The organism is Larkinella punicea, from assembly GCF_003334855.1.
GTDB classification, from domain to species: Bacteria; Bacteroidota; Bacteroidia; order Cytophagales; family Spirosomataceae; genus Larkinella; species Larkinella punicea.
Genome location: NZ_QOWE01000019.1, coordinates 140,115 through 158,597 on the forward strand (window position 1 = coordinate 140,115; position 18,483 = coordinate 158,597).

General features: G+C 52.7%; 12 protein-coding genes. 2 read left to right on the forward strand and 10 right to left on the reverse strand.

Going from position 1 to position 18,483, the window contains the following annotated elements; all coding sequences use genetic code 11:
- Window positions 1-209: 209 nt before the first annotated feature.
- A complete protein-coding gene (locus tag DUE52_RS22005) occupies window positions 210-725 on the reverse strand; it encodes a putative immunity protein (RefSeq protein ID WP_114408214.1) in 516 nt (171 codons plus the stop codon).
- 238 nt (window positions 726-963) lie between these two features.
- On the opposite strand from DUE52_RS22005, the gene DUE52_RS32165 reads away from it, so the two are divergent.
- Both DUE52_RS32165 and DUE52_RS22010 read left to right on the forward strand, forming a co-directional pair.
- The gene (locus DUE52_RS32165; protein ID WP_133299908.1) at window positions 964-1,230 is read left to right on the forward strand and encodes a hypothetical protein; all 267 of its coding nucleotides are present in this window, start codon (window positions 964-966) and stop codon (window positions 1,228-1,230) included.
- Window positions 1,191-1,391 carry a T9SS type A sorting domain-containing protein gene (locus tag DUE52_RS22010; RefSeq protein ID WP_114408215.1) on the forward strand — a complete coding sequence of 67 codons (201 nt, stop codon included), beginning with the start codon at window positions 1,191-1,193 and terminating at the stop codon, window positions 1,389-1,391. Before DUE52_RS32165 ends, DUE52_RS22010 begins: the two co-directional genes overlap by 40 nt.
- A gap of 184 nt (window positions 1,392-1,575) precedes the next feature.
- Here DUE52_RS22010 and DUE52_RS22015 read toward each other — a convergent pair whose 3' ends face one another.
- The 9 genes from DUE52_RS22015 to DUE52_RS22055 all read right to left on the reverse strand — a co-directional run bounded on the left by DUE52_RS22015 (window position 1,576) and on the right by DUE52_RS22055 (window position 18,302).
- Entirely contained in the window at window positions 1,576-2,067 is a 492-nt protein-coding gene (locus DUE52_RS22015) for a hypothetical protein (RefSeq protein ID WP_133299909.1), read from the reverse strand.
- Between the two features lie 285 nt (window positions 2,068-2,352).
- The gene (locus DUE52_RS22020) at window positions 2,353-3,732 is read right to left on the reverse strand and encodes an FAD-dependent oxidoreductase (protein ID WP_114408217.1); all 1,380 of its coding nucleotides are present in this window, start codon (window positions 3,730-3,732) and stop codon (window positions 2,353-2,355) included.
- Window positions 3,733-3,743: 11 nt separating this feature from the next.
- Window positions 3,744-5,063: a glycoside hydrolase family 28 protein gene (locus DUE52_RS22025; RefSeq protein ID WP_114408218.1), complete on the reverse strand. Its 1,320-nt coding sequence runs from the start codon at window positions 5,061-5,063 to the stop codon at window positions 3,744-3,746.
- 27 nt (window positions 5,064-5,090) lie between these two features.
- Window positions 5,091-6,563, reverse strand: a complete 1,473-nt coding sequence (locus DUE52_RS22030) for a sulfatase family protein (protein WP_222930311.1) — start codon at window positions 6,561-6,563, stop codon at window positions 5,091-5,093.
- A 36-nt stretch (window positions 6,564-6,599) separates the two neighbouring features.
- The gene (locus DUE52_RS22035; RefSeq protein WP_165840994.1) at window positions 6,600-8,723 is read right to left on the reverse strand and encodes an alpha/beta hydrolase; all 2,124 of its coding nucleotides are present in this window, start codon (window positions 8,721-8,723) and stop codon (window positions 6,600-6,602) included.
- A gap of 9 nt (window positions 8,724-8,732) precedes the next feature.
- On the reverse strand, window positions 8,733-10,163 hold the full coding sequence (locus tag DUE52_RS22040) for a sialate O-acetylesterase (RefSeq protein WP_114408220.1): 1,431 nt from the start codon (window positions 10,161-10,163) through the stop codon (window positions 8,733-8,735).
- Between the two features lie 78 nt (window positions 10,164-10,241).
- Window positions 10,242-12,206, reverse strand: a complete 1,965-nt coding sequence (locus tag DUE52_RS22045) for a heparinase II/III domain-containing protein (RefSeq protein WP_114408221.1) — start codon at window positions 12,204-12,206, stop codon at window positions 10,242-10,244.
- A gap of 81 nt (window positions 12,207-12,287) precedes the next feature.
- Window positions 12,288-16,289, reverse strand: coding sequence for a cellulose binding domain-containing protein (locus DUE52_RS22050; protein WP_114408222.1), 4,002 nt, complete (start codon window positions 16,287-16,289; stop codon window positions 12,288-12,290).
- A 36-nt stretch (window positions 16,290-16,325) separates the two neighbouring features.
- Window positions 16,326-18,302, reverse strand: coding sequence for a cellulose binding domain-containing protein (locus tag DUE52_RS22055; RefSeq protein WP_165840995.1), 1,977 nt, complete (start codon window positions 18,300-18,302; stop codon window positions 16,326-16,328).
- Window positions 18,303-18,483: the final 181 nt, after the last annotated feature.

The following is an 18,483-nucleotide window of genomic DNA, read 5'->3' on the forward strand; positions in this document are numbered from 1 at the left end:
GTATTCTGGCCGACACATCGGCCCAGGAGTGGAAATGGAAAGACCTCAATGACCGTATAAACGACTTTTTTCTTTATCTGTTAAATCATTCATAGACACCGGGCAACTTCTTTCTCAAACTTTTCAATCTGGGTTTGCTCCCTATTATCTTCCCTACTCAAAACCACGCTGGCACTATCCCAACCGTGGACTACTGATCAAGTGACTTTTCAACCGTTGAACACAAACCAACAAAGGTAATTTTGTACCCGTTGATCATCCAGAACCAGGTCGCGAATAGCATCCTCCAGTTGATCGCGCTGCCATTGACATTCACTTCGCCCCATTTGCTCCTTCTCGTTTTCTGCAACTGTCTCCCTGACCGCTCTGATGGCATAGGCAGCCGCACCCAGTTGATGGGCCGCAACATGTGCTACAGCCACGGCTTGTCCGGCGGCCAGGGCGGCAAATCTGGCCGCATCAGGCATTCCTTTTGCCGCAGCATTGGCCGCAAATGCCGCCTGGTGTGCCTGTTTCATGGAGATCTCTCCTTTTACCCAGGCTCGGGTCAATTCGATCGCTTTCCGGGGTCGTTCATCCTCTGAATCGGCTTGCTCAAACAGCGGCAATACATGTTCCGCACAAGTAGCAGCCCATAAAGCCAGTTGATGATGCATAGAGTCTGTTAAGGTTCCACCCCGCCGTAATGTTATGAATCTGGGGTCTCTTTCTTTTGGTAGTATCATAGTCTAACCAGTAAAAATTTAGCGATGACCGGCCTTGCTTTGGGATGATTATCCAGCGGTAGGCCGTTTCTATTCGTTCGTTAATTGTCTGGACATCTTCATCTGGTGATTCAGAAATGGTTCCCTCCTACCCTTTCCCAAAAGTAACAGGTATCGACTCATTTGTGACAGTCTTTTCAGACGATGATCCCGACCTTTGACTCATTCAAACGGACACAAAAATCAAACGTCATACGCCATGAAAACGCTCATCAAATCCCTGCTCGTTGCCTTTACCTTAACTGCTGTTACCTTCTCTGCTTCGATAGCTGAAAGCCATAAACCCATTGGAAAACCTAAGAATGCAGCCGCCTTCAAAAGCAGCATGTACACCAATAATGAAGGCAAGGTTCAGATTGCCATCAAGAAACAAACCGGTGGTACGGTTGAAGTTCGATTGACCAATGCGCGGGGCAGGCGTTCTTTGTGCAGCAAGTTGGCAAACGCCAGGAAGCCGCCCGGCTGAGCCTGGATGTCAGTGCCCTTCCCGACGGGGTGTACCAGGTTGAAATCAGCAATGGCGTAGAAACCACCACGCAGGAATTGATGCTGGCCACACAGCAGCTTGCTACGGTTTCCCGCTTTGTCACGGTTAAGAAGCTAGACGGTCAACTCAACTACTTTTGAAAAGCTATCCCATATTAAATCGGCTTTTTACTGGCATTCTTATGAAGAGTTTATTTCTATTTTTGTAACCAGATTAAGCAAGTGATTACTGAATTACAAAGAAATCAATAGCGTTTTCCAACACCTCTTCTTGCCAGTACTCCCGTTTGAGAAAAGGGCGAATACCGATGGCTTTTTCGAGTTCCTAACGCATGATCATTTTCACATATGTCTCATTACCCACTGTGGTGACGATCGAATCGTGAATGGTGAAAATAGGCAGATCGGGCCGTTCCCGGGCAATACGACGGGCAATGCGATTGAGGAAGATTTCAGATTCGATGTTCTGGAGCAACAACGCCAGCGTTCGGTGCTGCTGCGACTTGATGAGTTCAAACAGCCGCATCACATTGGGAAACAAGTCCCGAAAGATTTCCTTTCGTTTTTGCATCAAGCGGCTGGTGGTCTCATTCTCTGAAAAGAAAACGGTAAATACCGTTTTTTTCATCAGCTCCCGGGTTAGCTTTGTTTTGCCAGTCGCCTTGACGGCTTCCTGGAGCAAATACTCGTAGAAGGTCCCCTGTTTTACCTTCTCCATCAACCGTTGCCAATCACTATAATCTCTGCCACCATCCACTAGTTTAACTTCCTCGTTACCAGACTCGTACATATAAGAAAAAGAGCAATTCTCGTACATAGGGAGAGAACCTGCGGCCTGTGTGAGTTAATATGCCTGTCGGTGTGTTGAGGAAATAAAGGCTGGTTTGTTAGATACATGACAACAACTTTGTGTCCAGCCTACGGCTGGACGACTGCCCTAGTTTAAAAAAGCTGTGTCAAAAAGATGTCGCCTAAACGATGAGCTTAGGTCGTAAGTATAATTCGAATCGTTTTGATACGACTGGTAATTTAGGCTAGCCCCAATTTGCACCCGTCTGTTGGGAATGTTTTTTTGCCCTAGTGCCTTAAAATCGTTACTCACCTACTCTACCGACCACTTTACCTCCGACCAGTTTACATCCTGCGGCAATAGATTCTTTTTGGCTGCAAGTGCGGCTACCCGACCGGCGGCCTGGCCCATGTAGGCGGCATTACCCGTAACCCGGTAGCTCGAATGGGCCACAAAATCGCCACTGATGCAACGACCCGCCATCATCAGCCCCTGCACATCTTTGGCGATCAACGACCGCACCGGAATGTCGTACGGTTTGCTGGCAGTACCCCGGTTGTAGGCCGTCGTGGATTCATCCTCCTTTTTAACCGAATGCACATCCACCCCAAACGTAACCCGGCAAACGGCATCTTCAAACCGCGATCCTTTGATCAAATCCAGACGGGAAACCGTATACAGGCCATGAATCCGACGGCTTTCCCGCACGCCAATCTGCTCACCGGTAGCCATTAGCCGCAGATTCTCCCACGGCCCGCCCAATGATTGCAGACTCTGGATGATCTGGTGCACTTCGGCTCGCCCTTTCAGTGTCGCTTCGGTCACCTGGCGAGCGTCATTCCCATTGTAGCCGTATTCGTGATTGGCCATCAGCATGTGCAAATCGTCGTAAATCGGGTGCAGGCTGGGCCGGGCGTAGGAGGGCTTGTGACCGCCTTTGATAATGGCTTCTTCCAGCCGCTTTTTGGAGGGGGAGCCAATTTTGCTATCGGCTTCGTCACGGATAAACTCCTTAATTTCGTTATACCGAACGCCCGAAATCAGGCAAAGCATGCTCATGGGTTGTCCTTGCTTGGCGCTGTCGCCATAATCGAACTGGCAACCCGCACGAGCGGCCAGATCACCGTCACCCGTACAATCGATAAAGACTTTGCCACCCCAGGCTTCCCGTCCAGACTTCGACTCGGTAATAATGTGGGTTAGCCGGCCATTCTGGGTGGATGCTGACACCAGCCGGGTAAAAAGCCGGACGGTTACATTGGCTTTCAGGCATAGTTCTTCCAACAGAATTTTCATCTGTTCGACATCGAATGAGAACGTATTACCCGTCGGTACGGTCGCGGCTCCTTTCTTCAGCCGAAGCCCGTCCTTGATTTCGTCCACCAGTCCTTTCTTGTTCTTGTTGTCAATAATCCACGTCAGACAGCCCGACGTCCAGACGCCACCCAGACAACCGTGTACCTCCAGCAGCAGGGTTTTCGCTCCGGTACGTCCGGCTTCAATGGCGGCCGCTACCCCAGCGGGTCCGGCACCGCAAACAATGACGTCAAACGTATCGACCACCGGAATCTCACGGGCGGGTTCGCTGAGCATATTCGCTGACGGAGCATTGACGGTCTGCGACAAACCGGAAAGTGGTAACGAGGCCGAAGCAGCAGCCAGGGTTGTTGATAAGAAGTCTCTGCGTTGCATATCGAAAAAAGTTAGTGCTCTATACGTAAATTGGTTAACTCAGTCTTGTTTCCTTTGCCACTCCGGTCGATCGCGACGTTTCGCATGGTAATCAGTCCAATCGGTTTCGACGGGACGCCCACCAGCCACCAGCCGTAATCGCGGGCCGAGCGAACGTGAATATTTTCAAGCGAGATGCGGTCAAAATCAGGCGGAAAATTGCCTCCCCTATAGCTGTGGTAATCCATCTGCATTCGGATAGCCGCCTGCCGACAGCTATCGATCGTTACGTTACGCACCCACACGTTGCGCACGAAACCACCCCGATCGAGGTTGGCTTTCAGCGTGATCCCCAGCGTTACGTTCGGCATGGTGCAGTCATCGACCCAGATGTTTTCGACGCCCCCCGACATTTCGGAACCGACGCAAAAACCGTTGGCGATCCGCGACTGGAGCGTACATTTCCGAACGACGACGTTGCGGGTTCCCCGGCGTTTCCAGGCATCCTGATCACGCCCGGCCTTGATGGAGATGGGGTCATCATCCGTACTGATCCGGCAGTTTTCAATCAAGACGTCTTCGCACGAATCCGGGTCGATGCCATCGTCATTGGTGGTTCCGTGCCCGATTTTGAGGTTCCGAATCGTAATGTTTTTCGAGAAGACGGGGTGAATTGTCCAGAAGGGGCTTCGCCGGGCCGTAAACCCATCAAGCAGAATTCCTTCGCAGTCATACAATTCCAGCAGAGTAGGCCGTAGTTTATAGCCTGCTCCAAACACGCGTTCGGATTCGGGAACGCCGGTTTCGCCCATTTTCCGCAGGATCGTCTTGGCTTTTTCCTGATCGTCGCCGTTGGGTAGTTTTTTCCAGGCAAACCAGAATTTATCAGCCTGACCATCCAACGTTCCGTTTCCGGTAATGGCTAGATTTTTCTGTCCGTGGGCATAAATCAGGGGCGAATAATTGGTGCAAACCGTTCCCTCCCACCGCACCTTCACAACAGGTAAATAATCCGCCGGATTCGTCCCAAACCGAATGAGCGTGCCTTCGGAAAGGTGCAGATTGACGTTCGACAGCATCCGAATCGGACCGTTGCAGACGTATTCGCCTTTGGGAATAACGACGCGTCCCCCACCCGCTTTATGACAAGCCACAATCGTCTGATTGACAGCGTTCTGAAAATTATCTGCATGCTCAATCTGAAAATCCTTTTTGGGAAAGGTTGGGGTTTTTATCCGGGACAGAACAGCCGCCACCTGCCGGTCAAAGGTATTGCTGGGAGGTGGGTTTTGCGCCGGACTCATCGCAAACAGGACGAGTAGAAACCCGATGGTTAGCAATTGCTTTTTCAAAATGAAATACGTAAACGTTGAAAAGTTTTATTCATGCACCCATTTCCCCGACCAGGGATCACCCGTTTTTCGCTGCGATTCTTTCAGGGTGGTGAGCAGTTTGTCGAAAACGGGCTTGTGTTTCGGGTCATTGGCCAGATTGACCAACTCCTGCGGGTCCTGGGTCAGGTCGTAGAGTTCAAACGCCGGACGGTGCTTGTAATCCTTGACCTCGCGCACACCGAATGTCGTTTGCCCTGACTTCAGAAACGCCTGCCACGTGGCCGAATCCCACAAATCCGACGCATACGGAAATTCCAGCGGATGGGCAATGTTCCAGATGAGTTTATAGTGCCGGGTCACGATGGTTCTCATCGGGTAATACTGCGTCAGGCCGTGAAACGAATGCGACAGGAACAGCGTGTCGGAGCGAAACGAACCGGGATGATCGAAAACCGCTTTCCAGGATTTTCCGTGGAGATAGGCTGTTGGCCCTGGCGCTTCGTTCGCGTTACGCAACGACGTACCACGGCCCGGTTGAGATGGAGTTGGTACACCGGCAAAATCCACGATCGTAGGTGCCATGTCGACCCACGAAACCAGTTCGTCACAGGTCTTGTTTTTCTGGTTCGAAAACGGATTGCGAACGATGAGCGGCAACCGGACGCCGGGTTCGTAATGGGTTGTTTTGGCTCCCGGCACGGGCATTCCGTTGTCGGATACGTAAATCACGATGGTTTTCTCCCACAACCCTTTCTGTTTCAGTTGCGCCATGAGTTTTCCCACACCCTGATCGAGCCGGGAAACCGACTGATAATACTGTGCCAGCTCGGCCCGGCTTTCGGGCGTATTGGGCAGAAAGTAGGGCACCCGCAGCGAATCGGCTCCGTACAGCGTTTCTATAACTCCTTCCTGTCCATTAGTTCGGTTACCGTGGGCGTTGGGCTGGAGCGGCAAGTCCCGGCGGAATCCCGTCCGGTGCGGATCTGTAGGGCAGAAATACAAAAAGAAGGGCTGATTTTTAGTACTTTCCAAAAAATCAGCGCATTTCTCCGCCATCCTGACAGGGTTATTTCCGTTATCATCAATCCGTACGTCAAATGGATACGTGCTGGTGGGTTCGAGGTGGAACTTGCCGGCGCGGGCCGTGCGGTATCCGCCCCCACTTAAAAAATGTGTCAGGGTTTTCATACCCTCGAATGAATGAAAATGATGCGTGGCCTGCTGAAGACCGTATTGACCGTTGTTGTGGTTGTGCCGTCCCGACAGCAATACCGACCGACTGGGGCTACAACTGGACGTTGTGGCATAAGCACGGGTAAACCGTACACCCTCAGCCGCCAGCGCATCCAGATTCGGCGTTTTGATCTGCGGGTTTCCATAACAGCCTGCCGCCGTGCGGTCATGGTCGTCGCCAACAATAAGGACAATATTGGGCTTACCGAGTGATTGCGCCCAAGTGAAAACGGGTAGCAAAAACCCAACAATGACCATTAAAAGAAACTTTTGAATTGTATCCATAAGTTGTTTTTTAAACAATCACGGTTTATGACAAGCCTACTTTTCCGTCTTCAACCACGCCAGCAACGCAGTATGTTCAGCCGTTGACGACAGTCTTAGGTGTTTTCCTTCCGTCGGATATAATCTCTCCAATTCCGATGGAGAAACCGGCTGCCCGGCTCCGTTCACAACACCGGCCAGCCAGACGGGCCGGGGCACCAGGGCCGCTACCAGATCGGGGAGATCATACGTGTTGATGGCTCCGGCTACAACCGACGGTACGTACCGGGGCAGATACTGCTCCTGCTCGATCAGGGAACGATACGCACCCAGCCCGTTGAGCAGCGCCAGCCGACCGATGGCCGGTGTCAGCAAGGTAGCGTGCAGGACATCAGGCACAAACGTGCCGACACCCACCGCCGAAATCGTCGAAGTACCGGTTTTCCTTTTAATAAATTCGGTCAGTAACTGAATCTCTTCCATCCGAACGGCCACCAGACTTTTCCGGGTCAGGATGCCCGCAAACCACAGGTTCAGCGATGTGCTGTCAAGCTGCGAATCACCACCGGGCAAATCTGTCTGGGCCAGTTCACCCGCTCCGCTCAGGTCAGGCAACACCACGTTGTAACCGGCCTGTACCAGTTGATCGGCGACACCCCCTTTTTGTGCGGCTCCGGCTTTGCCTTTTGAGTCGATGTAAAGCACGGTTTTACCAGTATCTTTTTCCGGTTTGAACCACAGAACAGGCAGGTAATACGCTCCAGGCCCTTTCACTAAATACCGCTCCAGATCGTACCCCTCACGCGGAAACTTACCGGAAAAAATTACTTCGCCCAGCGTTGGCGGTGTGTATCCAGTCAACGCAATTACCTGTTTGGTAAGGCTTTGCAATGAGTTACCAGCCGTAATTTGGGGTGCAACCGCCAACGCCCGCTTTTGGGTTAGCGAAAACAGGGTTTCGCCTTTCAGCGCGGTAAATACGTTGCCGGTCGGCGTCACGTTGAGTTCTTCAGCCCGAAATGCCGGAATTTTTTCATCGGCACTGGAGCCGGGGTTGTTGAGGTGTTTCTGAAAAAAAGCGTACGTCGCTTCCCGGTTTTTTTGCGTGGAAGCATGGGGAGCATCGTCTTCGACCAGCCCCAGATTCGACTCCGCACCGAGGGCTTTATACGCCTTTTTGGCTTCGTCGAACAGTTCGCGGGCACCGTCCATGCTAAACATATCGCGGGTGGTCGTCACCATCAGCGTCGGACGCGGAGCGCGCACTTCGACCAGATCGCCCAAATCCAGCCCTTTCGCCAGCATCCCGGTCAGGATTTGTTCGGCGTCCTGCGGCCCGTTGGAACGCAACAGTTTATCGTAGGTCGTCAGATAACATTCCGGCGCAGCCGCCCGAATCCGGGGGTCCATCGCGGCCAGATACGCACTTTGCGTGCCGCCCCCCGACCGGCCCGTTACGCCAATCCGGGCAGCATCAATTTCGGGTCGGGTCAGCAGATAGTCCACGGCCCGGATGCCATCCCAAACGAAATACAGGGCCGGTGTAACACCGGCCACAAAGGCTTGCGCGCCGGGATACGAGTGTTCCAGCGTGGGTTTTAGTCCGGCAAATCGCTTTCCCTCCGACTCTCCGTATTGAATTCGTTCGCCCTGCCCGATCGGGTCGAAAGCCAGAACCGCAAAGCCCTTTTTGACGTAATTGAGAATCATCTGCTGATAGACCCCGCTCCGAAAGGCCGGAACACCGTGCCCACTGCAGAATACGATGGCCGGCAGGTTTTCGCGTTTCCCCGCAGGCATGAACAAAGCCGCCGTTACGTAATACTTCGGCAGGGACTCGAAGTAGAGTTTCTCAACCGTGATGCCATCCCGTTCGAGTTTGCCGGTGACGACCGGATTCAGGGGTGTTTTTTCGGGAAAGACCCCAAAAGCTTCCTGCAATTTTTGCCGGACCACGGTTTGCCGTTTCTGCCAGTCCTGTTGCGTTCTCAACGCCTGAACTGCCTTTTTGCGCTGTTCCAATTGTCCGAAGGCCTGTTCGCACAGATGCCGGTAGAGAGCGCCCGGCTGACCATTGTAGTATTTCCAGTACGGCAATACGGCCAGGTCGTCCTGCGCCTGTACGAACGTGGTCAGACCAAGGCTTAGGCACAATAGAATCGTGATCGTCGATGGTTTCATGGATTGCATTTATTTCGCCTTGTTTTCTTTATTTAGCGGCCAACTATCGGTTCGGAACGGCAACAGCGGCAGACCTTCCCGATTGTGAATGGTACCGGGAACCCATCCGCCAAAGCAATACCGCACCGCCCGAATCGCAGCCACCTTGTCGCTCTGAACGGTTATTCTGTTTTTTCGAACCAATGCCCTTGCGGGATGAAAAACCTGATCGTCACCCGCCACTTCAAAGCCGGTCGGGTTCTGGTTGGCGATCAGTCCGCCGGGGGCATTGGCGACCCGAACCACGACTTTAGCGCCCTTCGACTTCATCGATTCAAAGCGGGCATTTTCGTAAAAAACACCGGTCAACCCGTAGGTTCGCGACAGGGCCGCGTTTGCCAATCGGCGGCTGACGGTTTGTTTATCAGCCGGATGAATCGTTTTCTCCGAACCAATATCCACTGTACCGACCATGTATGCATCGGGAATCAGTTTCATGGCTTTTTCCTGAGCCTCGCGCAGGTAAGCCGAAGCGTTTGAACTTCTCCCGTAATTGAATGGCGCAATCTGGACGTAGTAGAACGGCAATTTATCCTGCTGCCAGGCCTTTTTCCAGCCATCCACCATAGCCGCCATCAGGGTATCATAAACCGCATGCTGGGCCAGATTCGATTCACCCTGATACCAGATGACGCCTTTGATGGCATAGCCCAACAGTGGGCCGATCATGCCATTAAACAGCGCCGAACCCGTGGTGCGGGTTACCTTCGCCGTATCGGATTTAGGCTTAGGATAGTCAAAAGCCGCCAGACTTTCGGGACTCATCCAGGGTTCGATGCGGGTGCCGCTCCAGGCCGAATGAATCATACCCACCGGCACATTGAATTTCTGCTGGAGCAGTTGGGCAAACTGATAGCCCACCGCACTAAACCGGTTGACCGTTGCCGTATCCGAATGTTGCCAGCGGGCCGGTGTATCGCTTTCCAGCTTCCCGGATGCGGTATGCGGAATTTTAATCAGTCTGATTTGGGGCTGATTGGCCGACGCCAGAATTTCCCGTTTGTTCGACACCTGATCTTTGGCCGACAGCCCGCGCACCGGCATATCCATGTTCGACTGTCCCGAACAAACCCAGACTTCACCAATCAGGATGTCGTTGAGAATCCGTCGTTCTCCGTCGTCAAATGTAAGCTTGTACGGCCCACCCGCTGCCGGGGTTTTCAAGGCCGTTGTCCAGCTTCCGTCTGGGTTGACAGCGACGGAAACCGGTTTCTCATTCCACGATGGTGTAATCGTTACGACCGTTTTGTCGGAACGGCCCCAAACCGCTACGTTGGTTTCCCGCTGCAAAACCATGTGATCCGCAAACAGGGGCGGCAATGTAACATTGGCAAAAACCGCTGTTGCAACACCACTCAACCAAAACCCGATCAATAAACTCCTTATTTTCAAGCAACTCATATCGTTGTATCAGCCAGACGCAGCTGGGGCTTTTTTTTCATGACACGATTGCGTTCCTGGTTATTGAACCTCCCCAATCTATTGCTTTATTTCTACGATTTCCAACGCGTTTTTCCCCGCCAAAGCCGTTGATTTTAGTTCCAGCACGATGCGGTACACGACATTACCCAGCGACCGGTTTAATTTCGGATCGTCGATCTCCTTTTTTTCGACCGTGGCCGACAGGGTTTTCGGGTCGTAGCGAATGAGCAATTTAAACCCGTTGCCCTTCAGCACCAGTTCGCCGGTTTTGGGTTGCTCGCTGGGCAAAGTGGTCAGAAAATGCAGCCGGGTTTCGCCCGTTCGGGCCGATAGCTGGTAGGCATCGCTGACGACAAACTTTTTGCCGCGTTCCAGTTGATAGGCCCGTTCCCAGCTTTTTACCCCGGCCTCTTTCGGATAAGCTCCGCTGATGTCGGTTGAAAAGCGAACACCGGTTTTTGTGGGGGTGAAAATCGAGTGCCGGGCGGTAAAGTTTCGCCCTTCGTGCTGGGCAAAACCGTTGATGTGCGGGACGTTGTGGTAGTCGGACTGCATCGTCCAGATTTTATAGCGGTCTTTGCTGAACGTCTCGCGGGTGTATGTCCCCACGCCCGCATCGATCAAAACCGGGTTGCCGTTATAAAACAGGATAAACGAACCCACATCGTTGTGGTTGTGCTGCTCGCCGTTATGACCGCCTTTGGCCGCAAAATAAAATCCCTGCTCCGAGCCTTCTTTGTCGCGGGCAATGGCTACATCCAGATTCGGGAAATAAAATTCCTTTACTAACGGTTCGGTCGGAGGAACCGTGCGCCAGTCGGCGGGGCTGAACAGATTCACGAGATTGCTTCCCAGCCGTCCGCCGGTCATCGCTTCGGTCCGGTTGTTTCTGGTCAGTAAATAGGTCCCAAAACCCTGCATGACCGGGTCCTGAATGTCTTTGCCAATCCGGTAGATTCGTCCGCCATCGTGACGAAGTTTTGCCTGTGCATCGGCAAAATTGACGTAGTATTCGCCCTGGCCGACGTAGACCCGATAGATGTACCGCCCCATATTCCGGACGAGTTCATCACTGTAAATGTCAATTTTGCCCCGGCTGGCTTTTTGCAACAGCGACAGGTAATCGAACATGCGCCCCCCGGCCGCTCCCCAGTAGCCCGGACCTTCGCTACACCCGCCGTCTTCGGGGTACGAATTGATGAAAAGATCGACGGCCTGCATGGTTTTGTAGATACCGTCTTCGCGTTTCTGCGGATCGGTTTCCAGCAGCAACACGCAGGTCAGAACGTTGTAGCTGCACCAGGGCGTCCAGTTATTGACCCGGCCTTCGCCCCAGCCCGTAATCCACCAGTAATCGTTGCGCTGGTAAAACGGTTCCAGCACTTTGGCGCGTAATTCCTGTTCAAGTCGTTGCGCAATGATGGGGCTAACCTTATCGAACGCATCGTGAAAATAGTACCAGATCCAGGCCAGATCAGCGGCCGTATCGCCCGTTACCAGGTCAATGATCGGGTTGTTTTTATCGGGCAACAGCGTGGTGATGTTGGCAATCTGGCCTTCGTACCCGTACATATAAAAATGGGCGGGCGAACTCCAGACGGTTTGTTCGCAGTAGGCAAATACGCCGTTGATCAGATCGTCCAGAAAGCGGCCTTTGCCTTCGACCAGTTCGGCCAACGCCAGCGACCGCAACGCATCAAGTTTAGCCCGGTTCACCGTATCGGCGGCCTCGCGGTTGCCGGTTCGGCTGTAGGTCAGGTAGAGCGATGCCTTCGTGAGGGGCCAGCCATAGCCAAGGTATTTTTCACCTTCCCGGATGGCCTGGGTTTTCACCGCGTCGGGGAGACTGGCCCAGCCCTGCCGGTCACCGTAGGCCGGAAAGTCTACCCATCCCCTCCCCTTCATGACCGATGTACTGACCTGTTTGCGCGAAAAGCTCCCGGTAAGCAGATTTCGCTTTGCCTGACAAAACCCGGTTTCCCAGGCGAATACCAACAAAAAGAGTAGCGTATACCTCATCATTTTTTATTAATTCTTCAACGCGTGCGTAAACCGGACGTAGCACCAACCTCAGGTCAATGCTACGTCCGGTTACTATACGGGTTACTGTTTCAGGAGTTTCAGATGCCGAACGTGCTGGTCCTGCACCACCCGTAACAGATAAGTACCCGGCGGCAGGTGTTCTACCCGCATCGGTTTCCTGAAACGCGTCCGGTTCTGTTGCAATGCCTGACCAGTCAGCCCCAGAATCGTTACATCGATGGCTTTTTCTGGATCGCCACCGCCCAGAACAACCTGATCTTTAGCGGGATTGGGGTAGACAAACCAGTTTTTCGTCCCATCTTCTGCATCGACAGCCGCCCGTCTTGCCCCGCCCGGCTGGGGTTCTGTTCCGGCTAGCAACTGGCCTTTGTAATAGACCGTAATCTTGCTGTTGGCACCGAGCGGCCCCGCAGCTTTGTAGGAATGATCGTCGGACTCATTGAAAGCCGACCAGTCATGTTTAGCGATCCGGTATTGAATGTTACCCGTCGAACTCGACGGTTCCAGATTTCCCAGACTCTCCGCAAAACTAAACTCCAGATACGTGTCGGCACCCGCCAACGCCGGGCTTGGCTTCACAAACTGACCCGTGATGGTGTTGCTGCCCAGCACCGCGTAATCGATCCAGTAGTTCAGCGGCTGACTGCCTTCCGCCGTAAACCAGTAACGAACCTTCAGATCTTTGTAAGCCAGGGCCACGTTACCCGTGTTCTGAAGCCGCAGATACGTACTGATGGTGTTGGAATTGGTCGCCTGGTTTTTATTTTCCGACTCGGCCACCACCTGCGTCAAGGAATTCGCAGCCGCCGGTTCGACACCCCAAATCAGCACCCCATTCTGGTACAACGTCACCTTGCTGGTGGTCGCATAATCGGTATTGCCAGCATACGAATGGTCGTCGGCTTCGTTGAAAACCGTCCAGTTCTGCTTGGCGATTCTCGACTGAATCGGTCCCGATTGGCCACCAGCGGTCAGTTGACCGGCCCCGGATTCGAAGCGATACTCGACGTAGCCATCGGCTCCCTGCCGCGGTTCGCTCAGCCGCACATACTGCGATTTAACCTGTGAGGTACCGAGTTGCGCCCAGTCGATAAAGGTATTGATGGACGCGTGATTCTCGCTGGTGAACCAGTAGCGAACGGTCAGTTCCTGGTAGGAAACCGCGCTGGAACCGAGGTTCTTGATTTGCAGCTCCGGTTTTAGCTGGTTGTTGGTCAGTTGCCCGTTATCACCGTCTTTGTGCAGCACCTGCAACGTGGGTGTCGTCAGTTCAATGGTGTTGGAATAAGCTGATTTGCCCCGCTCATTCGAGGCATAGACGCGATACGTATAAGTTATACCGGGTTGGGCAGTCAGATCGGTAAACGTAGTGACGTTGGCCGCAACGGTTGCCAGATCGGTGAAGCTGGCCCCGGCCGCTTTGCGCTGAACCGTAAAACCGGTTTCGTTGTCGGCGTTGTCTTTCCAGGTCAGCACCGGTTGCCCATTGCCCGACAGCGTGAGGTTGGTGGGAGCCGTCAGGTGGTCCATGTAAATGGTCAGCAGCGGTCGCTGACTGGAAGCCGTCGCTTCCTTGCTGGACAATGTTGCCAATGGAGCCTCCAATGTGCTGATCTTCAAGGTCAGCAGTCCTCCTGCCTGATCCCGCAACAATTCGGTTTCCAAATCAACCGTATTACTACCCGAAACCGGGTCCCAGCGATGCAGTTCACCCAGCGAGGTAAAGGAACGGCTATTGGTCCAGTTGATAGTCGTCTCCTCCCAATCGTCCTGCTGCATCGCATCCAGACGGAGTGTCAGCGGATTAAGGGTATTGGCCTCTACCGAAATGGCATTAACTCGTAGCTTGGCCCGCTGAATGCGCCGGGTGACGCTACTCAGGTCGAATCGCGTAAAGGCCTCCCGGGTCGTGCTGTTATTAGGGCCGGCGTACTTCACGTTCATGAAGTTCCGTGCTCCGTAGTTGGTACCGGCCAGGGTACCTGCATTGACATACGCATCGGCCACCGGATTAAGACTCACCGAGTCCTGCGCCACTAACGGCAGAGTTTCGGCAGTCGTAAGAATCGCCGGTGAGGGACCTGCCTGGTTAATGGCCGTCAAGCGGTATTCATACACGGTTTCTGCACTCACCGTCCGATCCGTATACCGGGCGGTATTAACAGGCAGGTTGCTTTGAACATCCTGAAACGAGCCAGCTGGCATTTCCCGACGCTCCAGCCGAAAACCGGTTTCGGTCGTTGCGCTGTCGGTCCAGGTTAGCGTAAGCTCCTGCATCTGAATGTTGGACACGGCCAGATTGACGGGTGCTGCGGGCGTTGTAACCTGTTCCAGTTCCACATCATCAACGATGAGCTCTACAGAGCCCGAATTGCTTATGACCAGTTGATCTCCAATGGCTGTCGTCTGCCCCGCCACGGTAACGACTTCGGTCTCATCGCTGCCAAAGCTGGTGTAGGTACGCAGCACCTGGTCGTTTAGTCGCACCGTCACGGAGGCCGTTCCCGTTCCTGACAGGTTACGGATTTTAAATCGTACGATTGTAATCGGCTTGGTTAACGTTGAACGGAGTGTGCCGGTACTGTTGGCCGCCAGGGCAATAACCCTGGTATCGTTGGGTTTGACGCCGGAGGTACCCTCCTGACGAGCCTGGGTATACTGCCATACCAATCCCTGAACCCCGGTAAATTGCCCATCCGAAAAATTGCTACCGAGCGTTACGTCTGAAAATGACTCAGTTAGGGTAGGTGCCATCAGCTCGAATACTGTCATATCTTTCCGATCCCATAGATAATTGAGCCAAATATCCTTTAGAAACACATACCCATATTCAGTTCCCGCAAATTCGGTCTGGTTGAAGAATTCGCCATTGGAGCGCCCCCGATACCCTGCCTTGTATTTATACAGCAAATCGATGGACCCTACACGCATTCGCCGGTCAATTTCCTGATGAACCGGCGTATTACCCCACAACCCCAACGCCCGTAAAGTACTGTATGTCAACATACTATTAGACCATCCGTCATAGGTATAACGCACCGAACTGCGTTCACCACTGGCATCGATAAACTGCAACTCGGCACACATGCCATCCAGTCCCGTCATGGGCGAGACCCGGTTGTTGAGCACGTACGCATCTCCACTGTTCGACCGATTGTGGGTAATATGCTGAAACATCCGCTCAGTCAGTGCTTCGTAGATTGTCAGGGGTGTATAAGCGATTTCTGCGACCGGCGAGCTATAATAGTCAGCAAACGTAAATGGACGACGAACACCCATCGAATTAATGGTGCCACCCCCTTTGTCAGTGCCACCGTTTTCCATCAGGTTCTTCATCTGGGCGCGCCCTTCGGGCGTGTTGCCATAGGCATACGTCCAGCCATAGACAATGTTGGTAAATCCGAGGCTTTCGAAGGTAGCCAGATAGGTGTCGTAGTTAAACTCAGACAGCATCTGATTGACAGCCGCTGTTCCCCCAAAATAAGGGAGCGCTGTAATCATAATACCGACGTAGCCTTCCTGAATGTTGGGAGCGTTTCGTTTGCCTCCATACAGCCATTCACCCAAAATACACCGTATGGGTGTATTGTAGTAATTCTGGTTGTAGTTACCCGCCACAGTCAGGGCGCGCATCAGCCAGTCGCATTTATTGATTTCGGCAGGGGTAAGTTGATTCCAGACGGCGGGCGTGTACTTGGCCAGCGTCAAACTCTGAGCCAGCGAATTATCGGCCCAGCCCGAAATCGACCCCCGACAGGTCGGCTCGTTGCCGCCCGCGATGGCACTCCGAATCTGCTGCAGTAGCCGATTGACCACCGTCGTGTTCGTTGGATTATGATACGCTGCTAAAGCCAGATAATTCATGGCTTTCCCCGTAACCAGCACATTATAGTCAATATACTCGGTACCAGGAGCCGGATCGGCTTTCCAGCGTACCAGGTTGGCATTGAGGGCCTGCGTCAGCACGGCGGGTGTAGGCGTAAAAGTTTGTGCTCTGGACGTTAATTGGCCCCAAAGAATAAGAATAATGAGCCAAAGCCATCGAAGTTGAACTTTCTTCATGAATCGTAAACGTTTTGAAATTGATGATGGAAGGGTTTATTGTTTGAGAAGTTTAATATGCTTCACCGTATTATGTTGCTGTACCTCCAGCAGATAAATCCCGGTAGCAAGTTTGTCCACCCGGACGGGCCTCTGGAAATACGATCGTGACTGCACCAGAACCTGGCCATTTACACCCCGAATTGTTACCTTGATGGGCTGGTCAGGATCACCCCCACCCAGCATCAGCTCTTCACCAACTGGATTGGGATACGCAAACCAGTTTTTCGTAACTTCTTCCGAATTTGCAACAGCCACGCGTGCGCTTGCTACTGCGGGCTCTCTGCCCCAAATGAGTTCTCCGTTGCGATAGACCGTTACCTTCTTCGTTTGCTCGAAGTTTGTATTGCTTGTGAAGGAGTAATCATCAGCCTCGTTAAAGTTGCTTTGATTGACTTTACGAAACCGGGTATTGATCCCGGAAGAATTGCCCGATGCGGACAGGTTGCCAGCCGCCGACGTAAAGCTATACTCCATATAGCGAGTAGCTCCCTGACGGGCAGGTGACAATGCATAGTCCTGCATACCTACATTGTTAACTCCCATGCTGGCAAAATCCACAAAGGTTTCGAGTGTATTGTGGTTTTCGCTGGTGTACCAATACCGTACCGTTAGCTCCTGATACGGAATGGCCGACGACGACAGGTTATTTAACTGAAAGCGGGGCTTAATCTGAGTTGTTGTCGTGGAACCCGTATTGCCGTTTTTTAACAGGACGTAGACACTGGCATCTTCCAGTTCAACGTCGTCGATCAGCAATTCGACCGTTCCCGTATTTTCAATCGTCAGTTCCTGTCCGGCCAGGGCAAAGACATTCGGCACATGAACTACCTCGACCTCCGTCGACGCAAAGTTGCTGTAGGTATACACGATTGTGCCGCTGACCCGAACAATTACCAGTGGTGTACCTGACGAACTCCGGGGACGTACCTTAAATCGAACGCCTTTCAGCGGTTTGGTTAGTGTCGTGCGCAGGTCGCCAAGCCAATTGGCTGCCAAGGCAATAATTTCGTTGTCGCCCGGCTTTACCTGATCACTACTCGGACGACGGGCTTGGGAAAAATTCCAGAGCAATCCACCACTGCCTGTAAACTGATTGTTGGAAAAACTACTGGTTAACGTACTTGCCGCATTAAAAGACTCTCTAACGGTAGGTGCCATCATTTCCAGCAGGTTCATATCCTTCCGATCCCACAAATAGTTGATCCAGATATCCTTCAGGAAAACATACCCGAACTCGGTTCCCGTGTATTCGGTATGGTTATAAAAATTACCATTGGATCGACTACGATAACCAGCCTTGTATTTATACAGCAGATCAATAGAGCCTACGCGCATCCTCCGGTCAATGTCCTGATGAACTGATGTGTTACCCCACAGACCTAAGGATCGTAACGTTGCATAAGTCAGGATACTATTGCACCAGCCATCGTAGGCATACCGTACCGAACTACGTTCACCACTGGCATCGATAAACTGCAACTCAGCACACATGCCATTTAACCCCGTCATAGGCGAAATCCGGTTGTTCATCACATAGGCGTCACCACTCGTTGAGACATTGTGCGTAGTATGCTGGAACATCCGCTCGGCCAGTGCTTCGTAGATTGTCAGGGGTGTATAGGCGATTTCTGCGGCTGGAGAACTGTAGTAGTCGGCAAAAGTGAATGGACGCCGAACGCCCTGAGTCGCAATGGTACCTCCCCCGGCATCCGTTCCTCCATTTTCCATGCGGCTTTCCATCTGCGCCCGGCCAGTCGATGTGTCCCCGAAGGCATATGTCCATCCGTAAATGATGTTGGTAAACCCCCGGCTGGCGAATGCTGCCAAATAATCATCATAGTCGAAAGCCGCTAGTATCTGGTTGACGGCCGCTGTCCCCCCAAAATACTTGTGGGCAGCGATCATGATACCCACATAGCCTTCCTGAATATTGGGGGCGTTGCGTTTACCGCCATACAGCCAGGTTCCCAATATGCATCGTGCTGGATTATTATGAAAGTTCTGATTATAGTTCCCAGCCACGGTTAGAGCACGCATCAGCCAATTACATTTATCAATTTCAGCGGAGGTAAGTTGGCTCCAGACTGCCGTAGTATTCTTGGCAAGTGTTAGTGTCTGAGCCAGCGAATTATCGGCCCAGCCCGAAATCGAC

Bases quoted from the DNA above. Each gene is read 5' to 3' on its own strand.
- DUE52_RS22005 (WP_114408214.1), bottom strand. From the start codon at position 725: ATGATACTACCAAAAGAAAGAGACCCCAGATTCATAACATTACGGCGG.
- DUE52_RS22030 (WP_222930311.1), bottom strand. From the start codon at position 6,563: ATGGATACAATTCAAAAGTTTCTTTTAATGGTCATTGTTGGGTTTTTG.
- DUE52_RS22035 (WP_165840994.1), bottom strand. From the start codon at position 8,723: ATGAAACCATCGACGATCACGATTCTATTGTGCCTAAGCCTTGGTCTG.
- DUE52_RS22015 (WP_133299909.1), bottom strand. From the start codon at position 2,067: ATGTACGAGAATTGCTCTTTTTCTTATATGTACGAGTCTGGTAACGAG.
- DUE52_RS32165 (WP_133299908.1), top strand. From the start codon at position 964: ATGAAAACGCTCATCAAATCCCTGCTCGTTGCCTTTACCTTAACTGCT.
- DUE52_RS22040 (WP_114408220.1), bottom strand. From the start codon at position 10,163: ATGAGTTGCTTGAAAATAAGGAGTTTATTGATCGGGTTTTGGTTGAGT.
- DUE52_RS22050 (WP_114408222.1), bottom strand. From the start codon at position 16,289: ATGAAGAAAGTTCAACTTCGATGGCTTTGGCTCATTATTCTTATTCTT.
- DUE52_RS22020 (WP_114408217.1), bottom strand. From the start codon at position 3,732: ATGCAACGCAGAGACTTCTTATCAACAACCCTGGCTGCTGCTTCGGCC.
- DUE52_RS22045 (WP_114408221.1), bottom strand. From the start codon at position 12,206: ATGATGAGGTATACGCTACTCTTTTTGTTGGTATTCGCCTGGGAAACC.